The sequence below is a fragment of the Streptomyces sp. NPDC001700 genome (assembly GCF_053596435.1).
The window spans coordinates 97,938-119,202 of the sequence record NZ_JBSFGE010000004.1; the positions used below are offsets into that span (position 1 = coordinate 97,938).

14 protein-coding genes are annotated in these 21,265 nt (G+C 73.4%); 7 read left to right on the forward strand and 7 right to left on the reverse strand.

The features are described 5' to 3' along the window. Positions 1-6: 6 nt before the first annotated feature. The 4 genes from ACWC5C_RS08935 to ACWC5C_RS08950 all read right to left on the reverse strand — a co-directional run bounded on the left by ACWC5C_RS08935 (position 7) and on the right by ACWC5C_RS08950 (position 5,497). Complete coding sequence (locus ACWC5C_RS08935; protein ID WP_450874783.1) at positions 7-1,839, reverse strand: transketolase; 1,833 nt, start codon at positions 1,837-1,839, stop codon at positions 7-9. A gap of 59 nt (positions 1,840-1,898) precedes the next feature. Continuing rightward, positions 1,899-3,215 (reverse strand): NAD(P)/FAD-dependent oxidoreductase, encoded by a 1,317-nt coding sequence (locus ACWC5C_RS08940; RefSeq protein ID WP_450874784.1) that lies wholly within the window; start codon positions 3,213-3,215, stop codon positions 1,899-1,901. A 105-nt stretch (positions 3,216-3,320) separates the two neighbouring features. Continuing rightward, positions 3,321-4,517 carry an FAD-dependent monooxygenase gene (locus ACWC5C_RS08945; protein ID WP_450874785.1) on the reverse strand — a complete coding sequence of 399 codons (1,197 nt, stop codon included), beginning with the start codon at positions 4,515-4,517 and terminating at the stop codon, positions 3,321-3,323. A gap of 113 nt (positions 4,518-4,630) precedes the next feature. Continuing rightward, positions 4,631-5,497 carry an Fpg/Nei family DNA glycosylase gene (locus tag ACWC5C_RS08950; RefSeq protein WP_450874786.1) on the reverse strand — a complete coding sequence of 289 codons (867 nt, stop codon included), beginning with the start codon at positions 5,495-5,497 and terminating at the stop codon, positions 4,631-4,633. A 139-nt stretch (positions 5,498-5,636) separates the two neighbouring features. Here ACWC5C_RS08950 and ACWC5C_RS08955 point away from each other — a divergent pair, with 139 nt between their 5' ends. The 3 genes from ACWC5C_RS08955 (at position 5,637) to ACWC5C_RS08965 (ending at position 9,595) form a co-directional block, all read left to right on the forward strand. Further along, a complete protein-coding gene (locus ACWC5C_RS08955; protein ID WP_450874787.1) occupies positions 5,637-6,896 on the forward strand; it encodes a hypothetical protein in 1,260 nt (419 codons plus the stop codon). Between the two features lie 62 nt (positions 6,897-6,958). Next, positions 6,959-8,020: a LacI family DNA-binding transcriptional regulator gene (locus ACWC5C_RS08960; RefSeq protein WP_450874788.1), complete on the forward strand. Its 1,062-nt coding sequence runs from the start codon at positions 6,959-6,961 to the stop codon at positions 8,018-8,020. 129 nt (positions 8,021-8,149) lie between these two features. Next, a complete protein-coding gene (locus ACWC5C_RS08965; RefSeq protein WP_450874789.1) occupies positions 8,150-9,595 on the forward strand; it encodes a lipase maturation factor family protein in 1,446 nt (481 codons plus the stop codon). A 15-nt stretch (positions 9,596-9,610) separates the two neighbouring features. Here ACWC5C_RS08965 and ACWC5C_RS08970 read toward each other — a convergent pair whose 3' ends face one another. Further along, the gene (locus ACWC5C_RS08970) at positions 9,611-9,922 is read right to left on the reverse strand and encodes a hypothetical protein (RefSeq protein ID WP_450874790.1); all 312 of its coding nucleotides are present in this window, start codon (positions 9,920-9,922) and stop codon (positions 9,611-9,613) included. A 97-nt stretch (positions 9,923-10,019) separates the two neighbouring features. Between ACWC5C_RS08970 and ACWC5C_RS08975 the strand changes: the two genes are divergently transcribed. From ACWC5C_RS08975 to gntA, 3 genes are all read left to right on the forward strand, one after another. After that, entirely contained in the window at positions 10,020-14,657 is a 4,638-nt protein-coding gene (locus tag ACWC5C_RS08975; RefSeq protein ID WP_450874791.1) for an HAD-IC family P-type ATPase, read from the forward strand. 167 nt (positions 14,658-14,824) lie between these two features. Beyond that, a complete protein-coding gene (locus tag ACWC5C_RS08980; protein WP_385441270.1) occupies positions 14,825-14,953 on the forward strand; it encodes a hypothetical protein in 129 nt (42 codons plus the stop codon). Between the two features lie 221 nt (positions 14,954-15,174). Further along, positions 15,175-15,918, forward strand: a complete 744-nt coding sequence (gene gntA, locus ACWC5C_RS08985) for a guanitoxin biosynthesis heme-dependent pre-guanitoxin N-hydroxylase GntA (RefSeq protein ID WP_450874792.1) — start codon at positions 15,175-15,177, stop codon at positions 15,916-15,918. Between the two features lie 80 nt (positions 15,919-15,998). Here gntA and ACWC5C_RS08990 read toward each other — a convergent pair whose 3' ends face one another. Further along, positions 15,999-17,027 carry a cation diffusion facilitator family transporter gene (locus tag ACWC5C_RS08990; RefSeq protein WP_450874793.1) on the reverse strand — a complete coding sequence of 343 codons (1,029 nt, stop codon included), beginning with the start codon at positions 17,025-17,027 and terminating at the stop codon, positions 15,999-16,001. 306 nt (positions 17,028-17,333) lie between these two features. Here ACWC5C_RS08990 and ACWC5C_RS08995 point away from each other — a divergent pair, with 306 nt between their 5' ends. Continuing rightward, a complete protein-coding gene (locus ACWC5C_RS08995; RefSeq protein ID WP_385441263.1) occupies positions 17,334-17,576 on the forward strand; it encodes a hypothetical protein in 243 nt (80 codons plus the stop codon). 36 nt (positions 17,577-17,612) lie between these two features. Here ACWC5C_RS08995 and cobN read toward each other — a convergent pair whose 3' ends face one another. Further along, positions 17,613-21,242 carry a cobaltochelatase subunit CobN gene (cobN, locus tag ACWC5C_RS09000; RefSeq protein ID WP_450874794.1) on the reverse strand — a complete coding sequence of 1,210 codons (3,630 nt, stop codon included), beginning with the start codon at positions 21,240-21,242 and terminating at the stop codon, positions 17,613-17,615. Positions 21,243-21,265 lie beyond the last annotated feature (23 nt).

Sequence of the window (21,265 nt, forward strand, 5' to 3'; positions counted from 1 at the left end):
ACGCCGTCAGGCGGCGACGAGTTCGCGGGCCGCCGAGGTGATGGCCTCGGCGTCGATCCCGGCCTGGCTGAGCTGCTCGGCCGGGGTGCCGGACACGGGCATGTTCCGTACGGCGAGCCGCACGATGCGGGGCGCCGGGCGGCCGTCGGCGAAGGCGCTCTGCACCGCGTCTCCCACACCTCCCTCGGGGTGGTGGTCCTCGACGGTGATCAGACGGCCCGTCACCTCGGCTGCGGTACGCAGCGCCTCGGCGTCGACCGGCTTGAGCGAGTACAGGTCGATGACGCGGGCGGAGATGCCGTCCTGGGCGAGCCGGTCGGCGGCGGCGATGGCCTCGTGGACCGTGACCCCGGCCGCGACGAGGGTAACGCGGTCGCTCTCGGTGGCGCGCAGGATCTTGGAGCCGCCGATGGGGAACCGCTCGGAGGACGGGTAGATGACGGGCGTTCCGCCGCGCGAGGTGCGCAGATAGCGGATGCCCGACAGCTCGGCCATGGTGGCGGTCAGCTGGGCGGTCTGGTTGGCGTCGCACGGGTAGAGCACGGTGCTGCCGTGCACCGCCCTGATCGCCGCCAGATCCTCAAGACCCATCTGCGACGGCCCGTCCTGGCCGATGGCGACCCCGGCGTGCGAGCCGACCAGGTTGAGGTCGGCGCGGCTGACGGCGGCCATCCGGACGAAGTCGTAGGCGCGAGTGAGGAAGGCTGCGAAGGTGCAGGCGTACGGGGTCCAGCCGCGCGTCTGCATGCCGACCGCGGCGGCCACCATCTGCTGTTCGGCGATGTAGAACTCGAAGTAGCGCTCGGGGTGTTCCTTGTGGAAGTACTCCAGCCGGGTCGAGTCGCCCACCTCGCCGTCGAGCGCCACCACATCGCCGCGGGCGGTGCCGACGGCGGCCAGCGCCTCGCCGAACGCGTCGCGGGTGGGGACGGTGTCGCCGGTGTTGAAGCGCGGCAGGCTCAGCGGGCCTTCCGACGTGGGCCGGGTGGGCTTCTCGGCGGGCGGGCCGAGCACCGGTACCGCCATGTTCCGTACGCCGCCGAGTTCGGCGATGGCCTCCTCGGGATCCTTGAGCGGCTTGCCGTGCATGCCCTCGTGGTTCTCCACGGAGGCGACGCCGCGGCCCTTCTGGGTGCGGGCGATGATGGCGGTGGGACGGCCGACGGTCGACGTGGCCTCGCCCAACGCGCGGTCGATCGCGGCGATGTCGTGCCCGTCGACCTCGACGGTGTGCCAGTCGAAGGCGCGGATGCGGCGGGCGTAGGCGTCCAGGTCCCACTGGTGGCGGGTGGGCCCGCGCTGGCCGAGCCGGTTGACGTCGATGATGGCGGTGAGGTTGTCGAGCCGTTCGTGGCCCGCGTGCTCGAACGCCTCCCACATCGAGCCCTCGGCCATCTCGCTGTCCCCGCACAGCACCCAGACCCGGCTGGACACGTGGTCGAGCCGCTTTCCGGCCAGCGCCATGCCGACGCCGAAGGGCAGCCCCTGGCCGAGCGATCCGGTGGCCACGTCCACCCAGGGGAGTTCGGGGGTGGGGTGGCCCTCCAGGCGGCTGCCGAGCTTGCGGAAGGTCAGCAGCTCCTCGTCCTTGAGCGCCCCGGCCGCCTTGTAGAGCGAGTACAGCAGCGGGGAGGCGTGGCCCTTGGAGAAGATCAGGTGGTCGTTGCCCGGGTGCTCCGGCTTCTCGAAGTCATAGCGCAGGTGGTTGCCCATGAGGACGGCCATCAGGTCCGCCGCCGACATCGACGACGTGGGGTGGCCGGACCCGGCGGCGGCCGAGGACCGCACGGAGTCCACCCGGAGCTGCTGCCCGAGCTCGCTGAGCTGTTCGTGTCGCATTGTTCTCCTTCCACGTTTTTCTGGCGGCCCGGCTTCCGGCGGCTCAGCCTTCCGGCGGTTCAGCCGCCGCCGCGGCCGAGCCGCGCGACCTCGGGTGTCTCGGTGTCCAGCGGCACCGACCAGGACGGCACCAGGCCGAACTGCACCGCCTGCGGCGGCAGCGCCGCGTCCAGCAGCCAGTCGGCGGCCACCCGGACACGGTTTCCGGGCATGGCCATCAGGTGGTAGCCGCGGGTGACCGCGTTGGCCGCGGGCCCGGCCAGCGGGATGTGCAGCGGGTCCGCGGCCGCCTGTACTCCGCCGAGGTCGACCGTGAACCCGAGGTCGTGGTGTTTGTACGGGCGCGGGGTGCCGCGCCCGAGGGAGGCGAGGATGTTACGGGCCGCCACCTTGCCCTGGCGCTGCGCGTGCTGCGCGGTCATCGCCGTGAACTCGCCGGGCCGGGTCAGATCCGGCACCGCGGCGGCGTCCCCGCAGGCCAGCACCTCCGGATGGCCGGGGACGGCGAGATACTGGTCGACCCGCAGCCGCCCCTTCTCGGTGGCCAGCCCCAGGTCCTCCACCAGCGGGTCGGGGCGTACGCCGACGCACCAGATCAGCGACCGGGTGTCGATGAACTCGCCGTCGTCGAGCAGCACCCCGTCGGAGGTGGCCTCCTTGACCGAGGTGCCCAGCCGGACGTCCACCCCGCGCCGCCGCAGCACCCGGTCCGCGGTGCGGGAGAGCCGTTCGTCCAGCGAGGGCAGCACCCGGTCGGCGACGTCGGCCAGGACCCAGCGGGGTGGCGGATCACGGCGCAGCGCGGCGTTCCGGCGGGCGAGCGAATCGGTGAACAGCACGCCGTGGGCGGCCACTTCGGTGCCGGTGTATCCGGCGCCCACCACCACGAAGGTGCGGCGCGCGGCCCGCTCGCGGGGGTCACGGGTGTTGGCCGCCATCTCGATCTGGCGGGTGACGTGGTCGCGCAGGTAGAGGGCTTCGGGCATGCCGCGGAAGCCGTGCGCGTGCTCGGCGACGCCGGGGATCGGCAGCAGTTTGTTGACGCTGCCGACCGCCAGGACGAGCCGGTCGTAGCCCATCTCGCCGCGTCCGCCCTCGGGGTCGGTCCAGGTGACCGTGCGGCCGGTGAGGTCGAGGGAGTCGACGTTGCCCAGCACCAGCCGGACGTGCGGCAGGGTGGCGGTGAGGGACACCGACACCCGGCGCGGCTCCAGGACCCCGGCGGCCACCTCGGGGAGCAGCGGCAGGTACAGAAAGTAGTCGTTGGGGTTGATCAGGACGATCTCCGCCGAGCGGCGCAGGGCGCGCGACAGCGTACGAGCGGCCTGGTAACCGGCGAAGCCGGCCCCCACGATCACGATGCGTACTGGGCTCACACTGACTCCCGGGCACGACGAGGGCAGAGCGCTCCAAGTGCCCGTACAGGCCGAGGTCAAACCCGGAGTGGCGGTCGGCCTCGGCCCGGTCGACAATGCGTGGCGCTACGCGCGGACCGGCTCGTCCCAGTCGATGCGGTAGCCGGTGAGCCAGTCGTCGCCGCTCGTGGTGGCCGCCCGGTCGAGTCTGCGGGCCATCGTGGCGTCCCGCAGGGCCCGCTTGACCGGTCCGGGGGCGTTGCGGCGGGCCAGGCCCGCGCTGTTCGCGGCCACCTTCTCGACCCGTTCGCGGCGCAGCCCCTCGTACGCGGCGAACGCCGACCGGGGGCCGGGCAGGTCGCGCAGGCACTTGGCGAGCACCACACCGTCCTCGATGGCCAGCGAGGCGCCCTGGGCGGCGTTGGGCGCGCAGGCGTGGGCCGCGTCGCCCACGATGACCATGCCCTCCTCGGACCAGATAGGGGTGGAGATGAGGTCGTACGCGGCGCTGGCGACGATGTTCTCGCCGGTGGCGCGGACGATGTCAGCGGCCGGGGTCTGGTCCTCGGCGAACAGTTCCGTCAGCCGCTCCCGCCACTGCCCGGGGGTGACGGCGGCCAGCTCGGCCTTGGACAGTTCGGCGGCCGGGGCGTTGCTGAACCACCACACCTCGCCGTCGGGTGCGGCGGTGCAGCCGAAGAAGGCCTGCTTGCCGAAGACCATCGTGTAGGTGTCCTGGGCGGGCGGCGCGGCGGCGTCGCGGGTGTAGCCGCACACGGTGTGCTGGCCGGTGTAGCGGGGCCGGGGCGCGCCCGCGTCGATGGTGCGGCGGATGAGGGAGTGGATGCCGTCGGCGCCGATGAGGACGTCGCCCATGGCCCGCCCGCCGTCCGCGAAGGAGCCCACGATGGTGCCGTCCGGGCCGGTCTGGGCGGCCAGCAGCCGCTTGCCGTACTCGATGCGCACGCCGCGCCGCATCGCCTCGTCGCGCAGCACCCGGGCCAGCGTGGCGCGCCTGATGGTGACCGCCCCGAGACCGCCGTCCTCGGCACCGGACATCGGCTTGTCGCCGAGCCGTTTGCCGGTGTTGCTGATGAACTCGACGCGGGTGGCCGGGAAGGCGCGCTCCAGGACCGGTTCCAGGGCGTCGATGGTGCGCAGCGCCTCCAGGCCGTTGTGCGCGACGACGAGGAACGCACCGCCCGTGTCGGTGGTGTCCGGGGGGTACGCCTCGTAGACGACCGCGTCGATGCCCGCCTTGTGCAGGGCCATCGCGGTAACCGTACCGGCGATGCCGCCACCGATGATCAGGGCCTTGGTCATGGTGCTCCGTGACAGAGGGTCTTCAATAAGGTGACAGCACCATAGGCCCCTGGACGTGGGTCCCGGGGGCGGTTCGCGCAGGCCGGTGCGGACGAGGGGCCTTTATGAGCCGCTTATTTGAGCAGCCGGGACATCCGGCGGTCGGCGAGGGGTTTGCCGCCGGTCTGGCAGGTGGGGCAGTACTGGAGCGAGGAGTCCTTGAAGGACACCTCGCGGACGGTGTCGCCGCACACCGGGCAGGGTTCACCGGTGCGCCCGTGCACCCGCATCCCGCTGCGCTTCTCCGCCTTGAGGTCCCCGGCGGCGAGCCCCCGGGAGCGTTCGACGGCGTCGCGCAGGGTGGCGCCCAGCACCTCGTACAGGACGGCGATCTCCTCCTCGGTGAGGTCCGAGGCGAGCCGGTAGGGCGACATCCGGGCGGCGTGCAGGATCTCGTCGGAGTAGGCGTTCCCGATCCCGGCGATGACGCCCTGGTCGCGGAGCACCCCCTTGATCCGGTGGCGTACGCCGCGCAGCAGCCCGGCGAACGCCTCCGGGGTGAAGGTGTCGGCGAGCGGGTCGGGGCCGAGGCGGGCGATGCCCGGCACCTCGCCGGGGTCGCGTACGCAGTACACGGCAAGTCCCTTGCGGGAGCCCGCCTCGGTGAGGTCGAAGCCGGAGCGCTCCGGTCCGGCGAGCAGCAGCCGCAGGGCGAGGGGGCCCCGGCCGGGGCGCGGCGGGGCCTCGGGCAGTCCGTCCTTCCAGCGCAGCCAGCCCGCCCGGGCGAGGTGGATCACCAGATGGGGGCCGTCGGTGGCCAGGTCGAGGAACTTGCCGTGGCGGCCCGCCGCCGTGACGGTGCGGCCTTCGAGGGCGGTCAGCGGCGGGTCGTACGTCTTCAGCACGCTCACCGCGACGGGCAGGACGCGGGCGATCTCCCGGCCCACCGCGCGGTCGGCCAGGATCCCGGCGAGGGCCTCCACCTCGGGCAGCTCCGGCATGCCACCAGTGTGCCGCAGCACCGGCCGGTGCGCCCCCACCCGTGTACCACTCCGGGCTGCGAGGTGCGGCCCGCTCCCCTACTGTCGCTCTTGTCCCGCTGCGTCCCTTTGTGTCCTTGCCCTTGTACGGAGAGTCCCCATGCCCGACACCGGACAGCGTGAGCGGTCCGTACCGCACTACGAGCCGTACGAGGCCCATGAGGCGTACGAGGGAGGCAGCCCCGAGGCCGAACGGCTGCTCTTCGAGAAGCTGGCGCGCGAGCTGATGGGCGTCCAGCGGGCGCATCAGCGGGCGTCGGGCGCCACCCAGCTGCTGCGCACGTTCCACGCGAAGGCTGCGCTGGGCGTGGAGAACGCGCGGCTGCGCTTCCACGACAGCCTTCCGCCCGAGCTGTGCGTGGGATACGCCCGGCCGGGCGCCGAGTACTCCGCCGTGGTGCGGCTGTCCAACGAGAGCGGCACCGAGCGCCACGACGCCACGCCCGATCTGCGCGGGATGGCGGTGCGGGTCCAGGTCCGCCCCGGGGAGAGCCACGATCTGCTGGCCACCAGCTTTCCGGTGTCCCACGCCGCCGACGCACGGGAGTTCGTCGCCTTCGCCAAGGCCACGATGGGCGCGGACACCACCGTCGAGCGGGCGTTCGGGCTCTTCGTCAGGCTGCCGCTGGCCGTCGGTTGGGGAGCCGCCGACCGGATGCGCCGCAATGTGCACACGGCCACCCGCCACGCGGTCGGCTCGCTGGCCCGGGAGACGTTCTGGAGCCGGGGCGCGATCCTGTGGGGCGCGGCCGGGCCCGTCCGCTACCAGCTGCGCCCGGCCCCCGGCGGCACCCCCTCGCCCTTCCCCGACGGCTCCGACCCGGACTATCTCCGCCATGAGCTGACGATGCGGCTGGCCACCGGCGATGTGTGCTTCGAGCTGTGTGTGCAGCGCTACGCGGACCAGCGGCGCACCCCGGTCGAGGACGGCTCGGTGGAGTGGCGGGAGAGCGACGCGCCCGTCGTCCCGGTGGCGCTGCTGACCGTACCCCGCCAGGATCTGGACACCCCCGGGGCCCGGTCGGCGGCCCGCCGGGTGGAGCAGCTGGCGTTCAACCCGTGGCACACCACGGCGGAGTTCCGGCCGCTGGGCAACCTGAACCGGGCCCGTAAGGCGGCGTACGAGGCGGCCGCCGCGCACCGGCTCGGGCTGTGTTCCAGCACCGCGCCGCAGCCGCCGCGCGGCACGGTCCTGGGCGTGCCGGTGCGGGCCGGGGCGCGGCTGGCCTTCGGCCTGGTCGACCGCTATGTGCCGTGGCACCGGCTGCCGGTGCCGCCGGGGCTGCCCGACCTGACCGCGCTGCGCCGAACGCTCCGGCTCCGCCTCATGGACGGCGACGGAGATGGCGAGGCCCGCTGAACCGGTTTACCGCCGCGATATCGTGTGGCGGTTCACACTGGCCGGACACGGGGGGACGGTTCATGGACAGCGAGGTCGGCGGGGTCGGGGCGGGCCGGGGGCGGCGCGTCACCATACGGGACGTGGCCGCGCGCGCCGGGGTCTCGAAGGGCGCGGTGTCCCTCGCCTTCAACGACCGGCCCGGGGTCTCCCCGGCCACCCGGGACCGCATCTTCGCGGCCGCCCGCGACCTGGGCTGGGCGCCCCATCTCTCCGCCCGCTCGCTGGCCGGTTCCCGGGTGGACACGGTCGGTCTGGCCATCGCCCGCCCGGCCCGGATGCTGGGTCTTGAGCCCTGGTTCATGGAGTTCGTCTCGGGCATCGAGAGCGTGCTGGCCGAGCGGTCCTGCTCACTGCTGCTGCGGCTGGTGCGGGACGTGGAGGAGGAGATCGCCGTCCAGGAGGCGTGGTGGCGCGGGCGGCAGGTGGGCGGCTCGATCCTGGTCGACCTGCGCGACGGCGATCCGCGCGTCCCCGCGCTGCGGCGGCTCGGGCTGCCCGCCGTCGCCGCCGGACACCCGTCCCTGGCGGGCGGGTTCACCTCGGTGTGGACGGACGACGCCACCGCGGTGGGCGAGGCGGTGCGCTATCTGGCGGCGCTCGGCCACCGCCGGATCGCCCGGGTCGGCGGCGTCCCCGCGCTCGGGCACAGCACCGTGCGTACGGCGGCCTTCGAGGCCACCTTGGGCGAGTTGGGGCTCGGGATCGGGCGCACGGTGGCCACGGACTTCTCCGGCGAGGAGGGGGCGCGGGCCACCCGCGCCCTGCTGGCCTCGGGCGACCGGCCGACGGCCATCATCTACGACAACGACATCATGGCGGTGGCCGGTCTGTCGGTGGCGGCCGAGATGGGGCTCGCGGTGCCCGCCGATGTGTCGCTGCTGGCGTGGGACGACTCGCAGCTGTGCCGACTGACGCATCCGACGCTGTCGGCGATGAGCCACGATGTGTTCGGCTTCGGCGCGGAGGTGGCGCGGCGGCTGTTCGACGTCCTGAACCGGGCCGAGCCCCGCGCCCACCAGGCCCCCACCCCGGCCCTCACGCCCCGGGCCAGCACGGCGCCGCCACCGGCCCGTCACGGCTGAACCGGTTCAGCCACCCCACCGGTCCCTTCCGTACCCCGCCCCGAATGCCCCGCCGCGCTGCGGGAACCCGCCGGGGGTGGTACGGATAGCCGCAGGCCGCGGCGGCAACAGGCCCAGGGAGCAGCCCTTATGGAGTGGTTCACGTCATCCGGCTACTGGCTGAGCCGACTGGTCTTCCAGCGGGGGCTGGCCGCCGTCTACCTCCTCGCCTTCCTGACCGCGGCCACCCAGGGCCGGGCCCTGCTCGGCGAACGGGGCCTCACCCCGGTGCCCCGGTTCCTCGCGCGGGTGCCGTTCCGCCGCTCGCCCAGCCTCTTCCATCTGCACTACTCCGACCGCTTCTTCACCGCCCTGGCCTGGCTCGGCGCCGCGCTGGCCGCCGCCGTGCTGGCGGGGGCCGCCGACGACGTACCGCTGTGGGCCGCGATGGCGGCGTGGCTGGCGCTGTGGCTGCTGTATCTGTCGATCGTCAACGTGGGGCAGGTGTGGTACGGGTTCGGCTGGGAGTCGCTGCTGCTGGAGGCCGGGTTCCTGGCCGTGTTCCTGGGCAACGAGCGGACCGCGCCGCCCGTCCTGATCCTGTGGCTGCTGCGCTGGCTGCTGTTCCGGCTGGAGTTCGGCGCCGGGCTCATCAAGATCCGTGGAGACCGCTGCTGGCGCGATCTGACCTGCCTGTACTACCACCATGAGACCCAGCCGATGCCGGGGCCGCTGAGCTGGTACTTCCACCATCTGCCGAAGCCGCTGCACCGGGTCGAGACGGCGGCCAACCATGTGGCCCAGCTGGTCGTCCCGCTGGCCCTGTTCACCCCGCAGCCCGTCGCGAGCGTGGCCGCGGGCATCATCGTGGTCACCCAGCTGTGGCTGGTGGCGTCCGGCAACTTCTCCTGGCTGAACTGGGTGACGATCCTGCTGGCCCTCGCCACGGTCGACGGGCGGCTGGCCGCCGGGGTGCTGCCGCTGCCGACGCCGCCCCCGCTCGCCGCTCCCCCGGTCTGGTACGAGGTCCTGGTGGCGGCGGTCTTCGTCCTCGTCGTGGTGCTCAGTTACTGGCCCGCCCGCAACCTCCTCTCGGGCCGCCAGTTGATGAACTACTCCTTCAACCCGCTCCACCTGGTCAACACCTACGGGGCCTTCGGCAGCGTCAACCGCAGCCGTCAGGAGGTGGTGATCGAGGGCACCGACGAACCCGTACTCACCCCGGACACCGTGTGGAAGGAGTACGAGTTCCGGGGCAAGCCGGGCGATGTGCGCAGGATGCCGCGTCAGTTCGCGCCGTATCACCTGCGGCTGGACTGGATGATGTGGTTCGCCGGGATCTCCTCCGCGTACGCCGGGTCGTGGTTCACCCCGCTCGTCGGCAAGCTGCTGGTGAACGACCGGGCCACGCTGAAGCTGCTGCGTTCCTCCCCGTTCCCGGACGCGCCGCCGACCCACGTCCGGGCCCGGCTGTACCTGTACCGCTTCACCACCCGGCGGGAGCGGCGCGCCGGTGGCGGGTGGTGGCATCGCACCCTGGTCGGCGAGTTCCTGCCGCCGGTCCGGCTGGAGCAGGTGGACCCGCCGGGCCGGTGACGACAGCGAATTGCATCAGGCGGCCGCGCCCTTGGCGTTCGGCGTCTCGGAGCCCGGCGGCGGGTTGCGCAGCACGGCGTAACCGAGGCCCACGCCCACCGCGATCGGCCACTCCAGTACGCCCGCCACACCCATCGCGCCGAGGCCGAGGTAGAGCGGAAGGCCGCCCTTGGCGGGCAGCACCCGCCGCGCGGTCCTGATCGGCACCGAGGCGACGTTCGCCGTGGCCATCGCGGCGCGCGGAACGGTGAAGGTGACCGTGCGGCCGCCGTTCTTCGCGCTGCGCGTCTTCCGGTCTGCCGTCTTGGGTGTCGTGGCTGCGCTCACGCCGTCCTCCTTCTGGCCGTCCCTTTTGTTAGCTTTTCGGGGAATTAGGTAAACATACTGCCGTTGGGGACTTCCGGCGACCGAGGGAGCGCGGCCGGTGCTGCCATTTGCGACGCTGTCCGATCTCATCGCCCTGCCGGTTCGCAGCGTCAGCGGACTGCGGCTGCGCCTCGCGGACGCCGCCGACGTCCTGCGGGACACCGGTGAGCACCGCGCCCGCCGCCGGATGTGGGCGCGGGAGGGCCGGGCGCATGTGGAGGTGCGCGGGCTCACCGGCCACGGGGAGACCCACGACAAGCTGGCCGGGGCGCTGACGGCCACTCTGCACCGCCTGCACGGCGTCAACTGGGCCGAGGTGAACGCGGCCGTGGGCCAGGTGCTCGTCGACTTCGACGAAGACCATCTCGACGCCGACGATGTGCTCCAGGTCGTCGAGCACATCGAGAAGGCGCACGGGACCGGCGCGGACACGTTCCCGGCCGACCGCCCGTTCCCGCCGTACGACACCGCCCCCGCCACGCTCGCCGCCACCGCCCTCGTCGCCGACTGCGTGGGCCTGCTGACGGCCACGGTCCGGCGGGTGACGCTGCTGCCCGCGCTCGCCCCCGCGCTGCGGGTGCCGGTGGTGATGGCCGAGATCCAGCCACGGCTGCGCGGTCTGCTGGAGTCCCGGCTCGGCGCCGCCCACACCACCCTGCTGATCGGCGTGTCGAACGCGGCGGTGCACGCGCTGACCAGGGGTGAGGTCCCGCTGGCCCTGGACGCGCTGCAGCGCCTCCTGCAACTCGCCGAGATCCGCGGGCGGCAGACCGTATGGCGGCTCCGCGAACCCGCTCTGGTGCCCGGCTCCGACGGGCTGCCGCCGCACTCGCCTCCCGGCGCTCCCCGCCCGGCGCCGCTGCCCGCCGGGCCGGTCGAGACCTGCGTCGACCGCACCTCCCTGGCCTCCCTGACGGGCGCGGGCGGGCTGCTGGCCTGGACGCGGGACCCGGGGCGGGCCGCCGAGGCGATCCTGGCCACCGTGCCGAGGGCCGCCGCCATGGGCCGGGAGGCCTTCGCCGCCCGGCTGGGCGAGGCGCTGGCCCGTGACGGCGTGGTGCCCATGGACGGCGGCGCGCTGCGGCTGCTGGACCGGATCTCGGCGGTCCTGATCGACTCCGGGGTGCTGTGCACCCGGCGGCCGCGGCTGCTGTCGGTGGCCACCGTCGGCGACCTGGACGAGGCCGGGGCGTGGAGCGCCGCGCAGTCCGTCCTGGAACGCCACGCGCTGCCGGAACTCTCCGGCCAGGGCCCGTGGACCCGTGGCTCCTGGCTGCTGGAGCGGCCGGACGACGTCCCCGCCGCGCACCCGTCGAGCCCCTCGGCGATGACCGTGGACCTGCGCGACCCGCACGGCCTGCGGCAGGCGCGGATCCGTATCGGCTGTGATCTGGACCCGCTGACCGACGCCGTGGTGGCCGCCGCCCGCGCCGGTGCCGACCATCTGGTGCTCACCGAGCACGCGAGCGCCGAGGAGATCGCCCCCTGGGCGGACGAACTGGTCACCCGCGACACCGCGCTACCCGACCGGGTGCGCGCGCTGCAGACCGAGGGCCACGGCGTGCTGCTGATCAGCGCCGAGGAGGACGGGGCGCTGGGCGCGGCCGACCTCGGCATCGGGGTCGTACGGCGCGGCGAGGCGCGGGTGTGCTGGTCGGCGGATCTGATCTGCGGCCCCGGGCTCGCCCAGGCGTGGCGCGTGCTGCGGTCGCTGGAGGACGCGCGTGGGGTCAGCCACCGGTCGGCCCGGCTGTCGATGGGCGGCTCCACGCTCGGCGCGCTCATCGCCGCCGCGGGCACCCGGCCCACCGCCGTCGGCTTCGCCACCTCCCCGGTGTACAGCGCGGCGTTCCTGGCGGTGCTCGGGGGGATCGTCGCGGCGCGCCGGGTGCACCGCCACCCGCTTCCGGCGGAACGGGTCCGTGGCAACTGGCACATGCTGGGGGCGCGGGAGACGCTGAGCGTGACCCGCGCGTTTCAGGAGCACCGGGCGGAGCCGCCCGCCTCCGGCGTGTCGCCCGGTGGGCCGCACGGCGTGTCGCACGACGGGGAGGCCGAGGCGACACGTTCGGTCTGGGCGGCCGGGACGCGCCCGGTGCGCAAGGCCGCGCTGATGGTCGTACGGGCCGGGGCCGCGGGCGCCGCCGCCTCCCCCGTCGGCGCGCTGACCCGGGACACCGCGGCGCTGGCCGGGGCGGTGCGCGAGGAACTGCGCGATCCGCTCACCCCCGTACTGGCCCTGGGCGCCGCGGCATCGGCGGCGGTGGGATCCGGGGTGGACTCCCTCCTGGTGGCCGGTGTCATGGCGGGCAACGCGCTGATCAGCGGCGCCCAGCGGCTGCGGGCCGACCGCTCGCTGCGGGGCCTGCTGCTGGGCGAGCAGCGGCACGGCCGACTGGTCGACTGGGCGCCCGCGATGTCCCTGGAAGACGGGATGGCGGTGGACCGCGAGGCGTTCTTCACCGGGCTGACCGAGGCCCCGGCGCGGCGCGTGGCCGCCGAGGAGCTGACGGTCGGCGACATCATCGCGCTGCGGCCCTCGGACGTCGTACCGGCCGACGCCCGGCTGCTGGTGAGCGACCGGATGGAACTGGACGAGGCGGGGCTGACCGGCGAGTCGGGGCCGGTCGCCAAGGACCCCGCCGCCACGCCCGGCGCCGATCTGGCGGACCGCTCCTGCATGGTCTACCAGGGGTGCACCGTGCTGGCCGGGACCGGCTACGCGGTGGTCGTGGCCGCTGGGTCGCAGACCGAGGCGGGACGCGCCGCGTCCCTGGCCGGACGCGGCGAGTCGCCCCTCGGTATCGAGGGCAGACTCGCCGCGCTGACCAAGGTCGCGCTGCCCGCCACCGGGCTCGGCGGCGCCGCCGTCACCGTGCTGGGCCTGCTGCACGGCACGCCGGTGCGCGAGGCGCTGGCCACCGGGGTGGCCGTCGCGGTGGCCGCCGTGCCCGAGGGGCTGCCGCTGGTGGCCACCGTGGCGCAGTCCGCCGCGGCGCGCCGTCTCTCGCACCGTGGGGTGCTGACCCGTTCGCCCCGGGTGCTGGAGGCGCTGGGCCGGGTGGACACGGTGTGCTTCGACAAGACCGGCACGCTGACCGAGGGGCGGCTGTCCGTGGCCCGGGTGGCGGCGTACGACCACGACCTGCCGATCGGCAGCCCGCTGGGCCTCAGGCTGCTGCGCACCGCGGCCCGGGCGTGTCCCGGCCCCGACGGCGGCCGGGCGCTGGCCCACGCCACCGATCAGGCCGTGGTCGACGCGGCGGCCACGCACTGCGCGGGGGACGACGCCTGGCGACCGGTGTCCGAGCTGCTCTTCGAGGCCAGCCGCGGCTTCTCGGCGTGTCTGGGTACGGAGTCCGGGCAGCCACGGCTCGCCGTCAAGGGGGCGCCCGAGATCGTGCTCGCCCGGTGCACTTCCGCCCTGGGCCCGGTGGCGTCGGGCGGCACCGTACCGCTGACCCCCGAGCGGCTGCGCTCCACCGAGCGGCTGCTGTACTCGCTGGCCTCCGACGGGCTGCGGGTCCTGGCGGTGGCCGAGTCCCTGCCCGATACGGCCGAGGCGCCCGACACGCCGGGGGCGACGCTGGCCGAGCTGACCTACGGGCTGACCCTGCTCGGCTTCATCGCCATCGCCGACACCACGCGGCCGGGCGCCGCGGAGACCGTCAAGCGGCTGACCGACGCCGGGGTGAGCATCGCCATGATCACCGGCGACCATCCGACCACGGCCGCCGCCATCGCCCGTGAGCTGGGCATCCCCGACTCCGGCCCGGTCCTCACCGGCGCGGAGCTGGACACCCTGCCCGAGAAGGAGCGGGTCGAGCGGATCTCCCGGACGACCGTCTTCGCCCGGGTCTCCCCCGAGCACAAGGTCCGTATCGTCCAGGCGCTGCGGCAGGCCGGGCGGGTGGTGGCCATGACCGGGGACGGGGTCAACGACGCGGCCGCGATCCGCCTCGCGGACGTGGGCATCGGGCTCTCGGCACACGGCTCGACCTCGGCCCGGGCCGCAGCGGACCTGGTCCTCACCGACCCGGACCCGACCCGGATCCTCGACGCACTGCGGGAGGGCCGGGCGCTGTGGCGCAGCGTGCGGGACGCGGTCGCGATCCTGGTCGGCGGCAACGCGGGCGAGGTCGCCTTCACCGTGCTGGGCGCGGCGGTGGCGGGCCGGGCGCCGCTCGGCACCCGTCAGCTGCTGCTGGTCAACCTGCTCACCGACATGCTGCCCGCACTCGCGGTCGCCCTGGCCCGGGCCCGGGAGGACACGGCCGGGGAGGACCCCCTGGCCAGCGGCCCCTCCCCCGCGCTGCTCGGCTCCGACCTGGGCCGGATCCTGGCCGTACGCGGCACCGCCACCGCGCTGGGCGCGGCGGCGGCGTGGAGCTGCGGGCGGATGACGGGCCGGGCCCGGCGGGCGAGCACCATGGGGCTCGCGGCGCTGGTCGGCACCCAGCTGGGCCAGACGTTCATCACCGACTGGCACAGCCCGCTGGTGCTGGTCACCGGCGTGGCGTCGGCGGCGGTCCTGTTCGCCGTCATCGAGACACCGGTGGTCAGCCACTTCTTCGGCTGTACGCCGCTGGGGCCGATGGCCTGGACGGTGGTGGGCGTGTGCTCGGCCGGTGCGACCCTGGGGGCGGCCGCCGCGCCACGGCTGCTCTTCGAGCGGCGGGTGCCGTTCGCGGTCTAGACAGCCCGGCTCACAGAAGGGCCAGCTTGCAGGGAGCTTGTCAGTGTTCACCCGAGTTCACCCGATATTTACCCCGCGTGCGTGACCCGCTTCCCCGCCCCGGGTCATGCTACGGAATGGAAGCGGATGACTAGCTTCCACATCTGTTCCGTTCAGTGAGGTAACCCATGGCCGAGATCCTGATGCCCGTCCTGACCAAGCTGGCCCGCATGGCCGTGGAAGCGCTGCTCGCACAGCTCGCGAAGTCGCTTCTGACCGTCGTGTTCAAGCCGTCGGCCGCTCCGGCCGCCGCCTGATACGACCGTTATCCGGCGACCGTTCGCGACGAACATCCCGCTGTGGGCGATTTCTTCAGCACGAAGCTCGCCACCAATTTCGTTGATCGGCCTCGGCCCGTCACAATCTCCAAGTGACCTTCCCCGTCCTCCTGCGGACTCGGTCCTTCCGGGTACCGCCGGTGAGGGGTGGGCGCTTTCGAATGCGTGAAGGAGATGACCTGCTGCGAGGAGGCACGTAGGTGGAAGAAAGGCTGGCCATGACGGTGGATGCGCGTGGTGACGTCGAGGAGTTCATCCTCGGGGAACGGTTCGCGTGCCTGGCGGGACGTTCCGCCTGGCGCCGGGGAGGCATCACTCACCGCCACTATGACCTGCTGGGGGGCGAGGATTCCGCCCGGCTGCTGGCGCTCGATCTGGCGGAGTTCGTGAGTTCGGCGGACTGGAGCGCCCGGACGTTCACCAGTTTCATCGCGACCTTCGAGCAACCGCGCGGGGTCGATGAGCTGCGGTTCGAAGAGCTTCTCTGGCAACAGCTGCAGCTGCTGCACGAGCAGGACGCGGATTCCCATCACTGGGCGGAGGGTTATTCGTCCGATCCGCAGTCATCGGAGTTCGCGTTCAGCGTGGCCGGCCATCCCTTCTTCGTGATCGGCCTGCACGAGACCCACCGCCGGTTCGGCCGCAGGCCGCCCTTCCCGATGCTGGCCTTCAACTCCCATGAGCAGTTCGACCAGATCAAGGGCGCCGGGATGTGGGACCGCCTCGCGGAGAAGATCCGTAAGCAGGACATCCAGCTGCAGGGGGACATCAATCCCAACCTGTACGAGTACGAGGAGCTGCCCGAGACCCGCCGGTACTCGGGCCGCCCCAAGCCGCCGGACTGGCAGTGCCCCTTCGCCGCCCGGGCGGCCGAGCGGGAGCGTGCGGAGCGGGAGCTGACCGTCTCGGCGGCGGCCGCGTCCGCCACCGGAAGCGGCGGCTGAACCTCCGCGAGCGGCGCTGTGACGCCATGGGGCCCGGGTGCGGTATCCGCACCCGGGCCCCTCCCGTGGCGGCGTCCCGATCAGTGGTCGTGCGCCGACGCCCGGTGGACCGGGCCATGGGCGGTCAGGCAGTGCTCGACGAGCGGTTCGTCCGCGCGCCGGTGCTCGTCGCCGTCCGTCCGGGGCCGGGGCGGCAGGGTGTCGAGGTGGTCCACCTGGAGCGTGGTGTGGGTGATGCCGTACCGCTCGCGCAGCACCGCTTCCAGCCCCTCCCGTACCGCGTGGCAGTCGCCCTCCTCCCCGACCAGGACATGGGCGGACAGCGAGACCTCACCCGAGGTGATCTGCCAGACGTGCAGATCGTGCACCTCGGCCACCTCGGCGTGCGAGGCCAGCAGGCTCCCGATCTCGTCCGGCTCGACCCCGGCGGGAGCCGCCTCCAGCAGGACGCGGCCGGAGGCCCGCAGCAGTCCCACGCCCGCCTTGATCATGAGGACGACCACGATGAGACCGGCGATGGCGTCGGCCCGGGCGAAGCCCGTGGTCACCACGACGAGTCCGGCGATGGCGGTGGCGATGAAGGCGTAGAGGTCGTTCAGCACATGCTGGAAGGCGCCTTCGACATTCAGCGACGAACGGTTCGCCTTCGACATGCACCACGCCGCGACGATGTTCACCACGACCCCGGCGAGCGCGACGGCCAGCACCAGGCCACCGGTCACCTCGGGCGGGTCGATCAGCCGCTCGACCGCCTCATAGCCGAGATATGCGCCGAGCAGCAGCAGAGAAAGCCCATTGGCCTGCGCGGAAAGGATTTCCGACCGCTTGAGCCCATAGGTATAGCCGCCGCGCGCCGGCCGGGCCGAAAGCCGGATCGCGATGAGCGCGAGGACGATCGAGGCGGCGTCGGTGAGCATGTGCGCCGCGTCGGAGAGCAGCGCCACCGAACGCGCGATGACCCCTAGTACGACCTCGACCAGCATAAATCCGGTGATCAGCGCGAGAGCGATGGAGAGCCATCGGCGGTCGGCGTCCTCCGCCACTCCGTGCGCGTGCCCGCCGTGCCCCTCGCCGTGCCCGTGCCCGTGACCGTGCGTATGGGCTCCCACCCGGATCCTCCTCGGCTCGCTTTATGGACAGCCGCAATTGAACAGCACTTCGGAGAATTCTCCAAAGGCTGCAATGGACACGGTTATCAGGTGGCATTGGCTCATGAATTCGGCAACGCTTTTCATTGCCAGGCACGGGAAATGCGCAGCGCACCGGGCTCCGGCCACCGGGCACCCGTACGGGCGTCACCCGGGCGGCCGCCCACCGGTCGCTGATGTGTACGAGGCCACGCCGGTGCGGGTGAGGTCGGCGCGAAGGAGGTGACCCCACGGGGCGCCGCGCGTTGGCCGACCATGACGACGACGATGCGACGCCGTTCTCTCTCGCAGCCGAGCAGAGCGCTGGACCGGAGCACCGAAGGCGGCGGAACGGTTCACCAGACGCTGCACCAGTCGAGCTGCGTACCGATCTACGCGGCCCTGGTCGAGCGGTGGTCGTCCGCGGGGCGGGCCGTGCCCGGGGCGTACGACCGCGAGTGGACCGAACTGGTCAACTGCCCGCCCTGGCCGGACCGGATCCGGGCGGCGGCCCGGCCGTCCTCCGGCTGAGCCGCCGCCCGTTCGGTCACTGACGGACCTCGGGGATCAGTCGTCCCCGCCCTCCAGACCGCCCTCGGTCTCCAGGAACAGCTCCCGGACCCGCTCCAGCACCTCCGCGTCCGGCTTCTCCCACAGACCGCGGCTCTCGGCCTCCAGCAGCCGCTCTGCCATGCCGTGCAGCGCCCAGGGGTTGGCGTCCTCCAGGAACGCGCGGTTCTCCGGGTCGAGCAGATACGTCTGGGCCAGCTTGTCGTACATCCAGTCGGCGACCACGCCCGTGGTGGCGTCGTAGCCGAAGAGGTAGTCGACGGTGGCGGCCAGCTCGAACGCGCCCTTGTAGCCGTGGCGGCGCATCGCCTCGATCCAGCGCGGGTTGACCACCCGGGCCCGGAAGACCCGCGAGGTCTCCTCGTGCAGCGTGCGGGTGCGCACCGTCTCGGGGCGGGTGGAGTCGCCGATGTACGCGGCCGGGGCGGTGCCCTTCAGCGCGCGCACGGTGGCGACCATGCCGCCGTGGTACTGGTAGTAGTCGTCCGAGTCGGCGATGTCGTGCTCGCGCGTGTCGGTGTTCTTCGCCGCCACCGCGATCCTGCGGTACGCGGTCTCCATCTCCTCGCGCGCCGGACGGCCCTCCAGGCCACGGCCGTACGCGTAGCCGCCCCACACCGAGTAGACCTCGGCGAGGTCGGCGTCGGTGCGCCAGTCGCGGCTGTCGATGAGCTGGAGCAGCCCCGCGCCGTACGTCCCCGGCCGGGAGCCGAAGATGCGGGTGGTGGCGCGGCGCTCGTCGCCGTGCTCGGCGAGGTCGGCGCGGGTGTGGGCGCGCACGTAGTTGACGTCGTCGTCCTCCTCCAGGGACGCGGCGAGCCGTACGGCGTCGTCCAGCAGCCCGACCACGTGCGGGAAGGCGTCGCGGAAGAAGCCGCTGATGCGCAGGGTGACATCGACACGCGGGCGGCCGAGCTGGTCCTGAGCAACGGGCTTAAGTCCCGTGACGCGCCGCGAGGCGTCGTCCCACACCGGGCGGATGCCCATCAGCGCCAGCGCCTCGGCCACGTCGTCGCCGGAGGTGCGCATCGCGCTCGTCCCCCACAGCGACAGGCCGACCGAGCGCGGGTACTGGCCGTCGTTGTCGGCGCGGTAGCGCTCCAGCAGCGAGTCGGCGAGCGCCTGGCCGGTCTCCCAGGCCAGGCGGCTGGGCACGGCCTTGGGGTCGACGGAGTAGAAGTTACGGCCCGTCGGCAGGACGTTGACCAGACCCCGCAGCGGCGAGCCGGACGGCCCGGCCGGGACGAAGCCGCCGTTCAGGGCGTGGACGGCGTGGTCGATCTCGTCGGTCGTGGCGGCGAGGCGCGGGACGACCTCGCGGGCGGCGAACTCCAGGATCGCGGTGACGGCGGGGCGCTGCTCCTCGGGCAGATCGAGGGCGGCCCGCTCGGCGGCCTCCGGGGCCCAGTCCGCGTCCTCCATCGCCTGGACGAGGGCGCGGGCGCGCTCCTCGGCCTCGTCCGCATTGGTGCGGGTGGCGGCCGACTCGTCCAGGCCCAGCGCCTCGCGCAGCCCGGGGAGCGCCGACGTACCGCCCCAGATCTGACGGGCGCGCAGGATGGCCAGGACGAGGTTGACGCGCTCGGGGCCGGTGGGCGCGCCGCCGAGGACATGCAGACCGTCGCGGATCTGGGCGTCCTTGACCTCGCACAGCCAGCCGTCGACGTGCAGCAGGAAGTCGTCGAAGCCCTCGTCGTCGGGGCGCTCTTCCAGGCCGAGGTCGTGGTCGAGCCGGGCGGCCTGGATGAGGGTCCAGATCTGGGCGCGGATGGCGGGGAGCTTGGCCGGGTCCATCGCGGAGATGGCGGCGTACTCGTCCAGCAGCTGTTCCAGGCGCGCGATGTCGCCGTACGAGTCGGCGCGGGCCATCGGCGGCACGAGGTGGTCGACCAGGGTGGCGTGGACGCGGCGCTTGGCCTGGGTGCCCTCGCCGGGGTCGTTGACCAGGAACGGGTAGATCAGCGGCAGGTCGCCGAGCGCGGCGTCGGGTCCGCAGGCGGCGGACAGGGCCGCGTTCTTGCCCGGCAGCCACTCCAGGTTGCCGTGCTTGCCCAGGTGCACCATGGCGTCGGCGCCGAAGCCGCCGTCGGCCTGGGGGCTCGCCATCCAGCGGTAGGCGGCCAGGTAGTGGTGCGAGGGCGGCAGGTCGGGGTCGTGGTAGATGGCGATGGGGTTCTCGCCGAAGCCGCGCGGCGGCTGGATGACGACCAGCAGGTTGCCGTGGCGCAGCGCGGCGAGGACGATCTCGCCCTCGGGGTCGCGGCTGGTGTCCACGAACATCTCGCCGGGCGGCGGGCCCCAGTGCTCCTCGACCGCGTCGCGCAGCTGCTGCGGCAGCGTGGCGTACCAGCGGCGGTAGTCGGCGGCGGGGACGCGGACCGGGTTCTTGGCCAGCTGCTCCTCGGTGAGCCAGTCCTGGTCGTGGCCGCCCGCCTCGATGAGGGCGTAGATCAGCTCGTCGCCGACGCCGGAGACCAGGCCCGGAAGCGCGCCCTCGCCCTCCTCGGGGCCGAGGTCGTACCCCTCGGCGCGCAGTCGGCGCAGCAGGGCGACGGCGCTGGCGGGGGTGTCGAGGCCGACCGCGTTGCCGATCCGGGAGTGCTTGGTGGGGTAGGCGGACAGGACGAGCGCGAGGCGCTTGTCGGCCGCCGGTATGTGGCGGAGCCGGGCGTGTCGTACCGCGATTCCGGCGACACGCGCGGCGCGCTCGGGGTCGGCGGCGTAGACCGGCAGGCCGTCCTCGTCGACCTCCTTGAAGGAGAACGGGACGGTGATGAGCCGTCCGTCGAACTCCGGGACGGCGACCTGGGTCGCGGCGTCCAGCGGGGACAACCCCTCGTCGTTCTCCTCCCACGCGCTGCGGGACGAGGTCAGGCACAGCGCCTGGAGTACGGGGACGTCGAGCCCGGCGAGCGCGCCCGCGTCCCACGACTCGTCGTCGCCGCCCGCCGACGCCTCGGCGGGGCGGGTGCCGCCCGCGGCGAGCACGGTGGTGACGACGGCGTCGGCCGCGCCGAGTGCCTCGATCAGCTCGGGCTCGGGGGCCCGGAGGGAGGCGACGTACAGCGGCAGCGGGCGCGCCCCGGCGTCCTCCACGGCCTGGCACAGGGCTTCCACGAAGGCGGTGTTGCCGCTCATGTGGTGGGCCCGGTAGTAGAGCACGGCGATGGTCGGGCCGGTGACGTCCTCGCGCGCGGTGCGCTCCAGCGGACCCCAGGTGGGGGCGGGGGCGGGCGGCTCGAAGCCGTGGCCGGTGAGCAGCACGGTGTCGGAGAGGAACCGGGCCAGCTGCTCCAGGTTGGCGGGTCCGCCGTGGGCGAGGTAGGCGTGCGCCTCGGCGGCGATGCCCACGGGGACCGTGGACGCCTCCATGAGCTGGGCGTCAGGGGCCTGTTCACCGGTGAGCACGACGACCGGGAGGTCGCCCGCGAGCAGGGTTTCGAGGCCTTCCTCCCAGGCGCGGACGCCACCGAGGAGCCGTACGACGACGAGTTCGGCACCGTCGAGGAGACCGGGCAGCTCGTCGAGCGCGAGCCGCGCCGGGTTGGCGAGGCGGTATGGCACCGGGCCCGTGGCCGCGCGGGCACTGAGCAGGTCGGTGTCGGACGTCGACAGCAGAAGGATCATGGCTCAGCGCGCCTTCCTCGGGG

Excerpts from the sequence above, each read along its gene's own strand:
- ACWC5C_RS08945 (WP_450874785.1), bottom strand. The coding sequence starts at position 4,517 with ATGACCAAGGCCCTGATCATCGGTGGCGGCATCGCCGGTACGGTTACC.
- cobN (WP_450874794.1), bottom strand. The coding sequence starts at position 21,242 with ATGATCCTTCTGCTGTCGACGTCCGACACCGACCTGCTCAGTGCCCGC.
- ACWC5C_RS08960 (WP_450874788.1), top strand. The coding sequence starts at position 6,959 with ATGGACAGCGAGGTCGGCGGGGTCGGGGCGGGCCGGGGGCGGCGCGTC.
- ACWC5C_RS08995 (WP_385441263.1), top strand. The coding sequence starts at position 17,334 with ATGCGACGCCGTTCTCTCTCGCAGCCGAGCAGAGCGCTGGACCGGAGC.
- ACWC5C_RS08935 (WP_450874783.1), bottom strand. The coding sequence starts at position 1,839 with ATGCGACACGAACAGCTCAGCGAGCTCGGGCAGCAGCTCCGGGTGGAC.
- ACWC5C_RS08950 (WP_450874786.1), bottom strand. The coding sequence starts at position 5,497 with ATGCCGGAGCTGCCCGAGGTGGAGGCCCTCGCCGGGATCCTGGCCGAC.
- ACWC5C_RS08965 (WP_450874789.1), top strand. The coding sequence starts at position 8,150 with ATGGAGTGGTTCACGTCATCCGGCTACTGGCTGAGCCGACTGGTCTTC.
- ACWC5C_RS08955 (WP_450874787.1), top strand. The coding sequence starts at position 5,637 with ATGCCCGACACCGGACAGCGTGAGCGGTCCGTACCGCACTACGAGCCG.
- ACWC5C_RS08980 (WP_385441270.1), top strand. The coding sequence starts at position 14,825 with ATGGCCGAGATCCTGATGCCCGTCCTGACCAAGCTGGCCCGCATGGCC.